Source organism: Leisingera sp. F5 (genome assembly GCF_001593695.1).
Window position 1 is genome coordinate 1 of record NZ_LUKH01000307.1, and the last position, 2,972, is coordinate 2,972.

The 2,972-nt window shown below is 61.3% G+C and carries 3 protein-coding genes; all 3 read left to right on the forward strand.

Annotated features, from left to right (window positions below; genetic code table 11):
* Positions 1–485: BRCT domain-containing protein (locus A2I95_RS29335; protein ID WP_367152969.1), on the forward strand; the 485-nt coding region annotated here is incomplete at its 5' end.
* Entirely contained in the window at positions 482–2,572 is a 2,091-nt protein-coding gene (gene recG / locus A2I95_RS29340) for an ATP-dependent DNA helicase RecG (protein WP_291735555.1), read from the forward strand. The genes A2I95_RS29335 and recG, both read left to right, overlap by 4 nt.
* 148 nt (positions 2,573–2,720) lie before the next feature.
* Entirely contained in the window at positions 2,721–2,843 is a 123-nt protein-coding gene (locus tag A2I95_RS29345) for a hypothetical protein (RefSeq protein WP_275423038.1), read from the forward strand.
* The last annotated feature ends 129 nt before the right edge of the window (positions 2,844–2,972 follow it).

Here is a 2,972-nt window from a genome sequence, read left to right on the forward strand (position 1 = left end):
CTGAACGCCAGGCTGCCATGCAGGAAGGCCGCCGTGCCCGCATCAAGGACGCCCGCGATACAGCCATTGCCAGGTGCGATGTTCCTGCCGAAGCCGCCTCTGCTTGGGCGGACCTCATCGGCGTTGATGGGATTGGCGCAGTGCTGGGCCTGTCCCTGTCAGACGCCTTTGCCAACCGCGAAGAACGTGCGGCCTTTGACCGGCTGATGGCCAAACTGACCGTCGTCCCGCCGGATGCACCGGCATCAGACAGCCCGGTGGCGGGCAAGACCGTGGTCTTCACCGGCACTCTGGAAAAGATGACCCGCGCCGAAGCCAAGGCGCGGGCCGAAGCTTTGGGTGCCAAGGTGTCCGGTTCGGTGTCCAAAAAGACCGACATTCTGGTGGCCGGGCCTGGGGCCGGGTCAAAAGCCAAGAAGGCGGCAGAGCTGGGCATCAGAACAATGGATGAAGACGGCTGGCTGGAGCTGATTGCAGAGGCATGAGCGGGCGTCCTGAGATCCTGTTTCCGCTGTTCGCCGGTGCCGAGACCTTGCAAGGGGTCGGCCCGAAGACTGCGCAATCTCTCACTCAGGTTGAGATAGAAACGCCGCGTGACTTATTGTTCTCGCTTCCGTATTCGGTCGTGGACCGGCGGCGGCGCAAGACCATCCGCGGGGTGGACTTGCCCGCAACACTGACGGTTGAAGTGACCATCGGAAATCATCGCCCTGCCCGCAACCGGGGCGGCGCCTACCGGATTCATGTGGAAGATGCGGAGAGCGAATTTCAGCTTGTGTTCTTCCATGGCCGCAGCCGTTATCTGGAGGCTCAGCTGCCGGAGGGCGCGCGCCGTGTGGTCTCGGGCAAGCTGGAGCTGTTTGACGGGCTGGCCCAGATGGTTCATCCGGACCACATGCTGCCGGTGGAAGAGGCGCATGAGATCCCGGAGTACGAGCCGGTCTACAGCTTGACCCACGGGGTTACCCAGAAGACCATGTATAAGGCGGCGCAAAGCGCGCTGTCGCGGATGCCGGAGCTGGCGGAATGGATCAACCCGGCGCAGATGCTGAAGGAAGCTTGGCCTGCTTGGCATGACGCGCTGCTAACGGCCCATGCACCGCAGGGGCCTGATGACTTGGACCCGCAGGCGCCAGCACGGGCGCGGCTGGCTTATGATGAACTGTTTTCCCATCAGCTGACCCTGGCGCTGGCCCGTCAGACCGAACGGAAGTTGCGCGGCATTGAAAGCCATGCCAATGGCCGTTTGCAATCCCGCGTGCTGAAGGCGCTGCCCTACCGGCCGACCGGCGCCCAGATCCGTGCAATCACGGAAATTTCGGCGGATATGGCGACTGGCAAACGGATGAACCGGCTTTTGCAGGGGGATGTCGGATCAGGCAAAACTTTGGTTGCTTTCATGTCGTTGCTGGTCGCTGTTGAAGCAGGCGGTCAGGGGGTGATGATGGCCCCTACGGGGATTCTGGCACAGCAGCATATGGAAGGGCTTGCACCACTGGCCGAGGACGCAGGTGTGGTGATTGAGATCCTTACCGGGCGTGACAAAGGGGCGGAGCGCAAGGCCAAGCTGGCGGCGCTGAAACGCGGTGATATTCATATTCTGGTCGGCACCCATGCGGTGTTCCAGCAGGACGTTGAGTTCCGCGACCTGCGGCTTGCCATTGTCGACGAACAGCACCGCTTCGGGGTGCGGCAGCGGATGGAATTGGCGGAAAAGGGCAAGGGGGCTGATGTCCTGGTAATGACCGCCACGCCGATCCCGCGCTCGCTGGCGCTGGCACAGTATGGCGACATGGATGTTTCGGTGCTGGACGAGAAACCGCCGGGGCGCAAGCCGGTCAAGACCGCAGTGATCAGCACCGAGCGGATGCAAGAAGTAGTGGACCATCTGCGCAAGGCCATATCAGAAGGGCGCCAGTGTTACTGGGTTTGCCCGCTGGTCGATGAGTCAGAGCTGAGCGACCTGACCGCAGCAGAGGAACGGTTCAAGCACCTGCGCGCCATTCTGGGTGAGGGCACAGTTGGCCTTGTGCATGGTCAGATGCCGCCTGCGGACAAAGATGCGGCCATGGCAGCGTTCCAGGAGGGCACGACCAAGGTTCTGGTGGCCACCACGGTGATTGAGGTGGGGGTGAACGTGCCCAATGCCTCGATCATGGTGATTGAGCGGGCAGAGATTTTTGGCTTGGCGCAGCTGCACCAGTTGCGCGGCCGGGTGGGACGCGGCAGTGCGCAGTCAACCTGCCTTTTGATGTATCAGCCGCCGCTGACCGAAGGCGGACGCAAGCGGCTGGAAGTGCTGCGCGAAACCGAGGATGGCTTCCGTATTTCGGAAACCGACCTGCAGATGCGCGGGGCAGGCGATATGATCGGCACAGCGCAATCCGGCCTGCCACGGTTCCGGATTGCCGATTTGGAACGCCAGGCCGGGCTGATGGCGGTGGCGCAAAGCGACGCGCGGGCGCTGCTGGCCTCCGATCCCAAGCTGGAGAGCGACCGCGGCAAGGCTGCGCGTGTTCTTCTGTGGCTGATGAAGCAGGATCAAGCAATCCGTTTGATTACAGTGGGTTAATACGCGTTTTAAAGCGTTCCCTCTGGTGGTGTTCCAATTTGTTCGCAAATGTTCTCAGAAAGTTCTTTACAGGTGTTCTTAAAAATGAGAACAAAGAGGCAACAAACTTGCCAGAGAGCGAAGAGACTGACCGGAGGAGGCCCGAGCCATGATTGCACAGATCAAAACCACTATGCAGAACGCCCATTCGACGTTGCTGGAGGACGCCATCGGAGCGGCCTCGCTGATGGTGATGCTGGTGGCGGCGTTGCATCTTCCAGGGCTGTTCTGATCCGCTTTTCCCATTCCTGATTGCATCTGCTGTGCCGGGCCGGCCCTTTCCTGTCCCGGACTGTTCGAGGGATCAACCGCCTGTCCCGATCCCCAATTGGATTGCCTCAATATCCAGCCTGGCCTGCCC

Coding starts and splice junctions, on each gene's coding strand:
- A2I95_RS29345 (WP_275423038.1), top strand. CDS start 2,721: ATGATTGCACAGATCAAAACCACTATGCAGAACGCCCATTCGACGTTG.
- recG (WP_291735555.1), top strand. CDS start 482: ATGAGCGGGCGTCCTGAGATCCTGTTTCCGCTGTTCGCCGGTGCCGAG.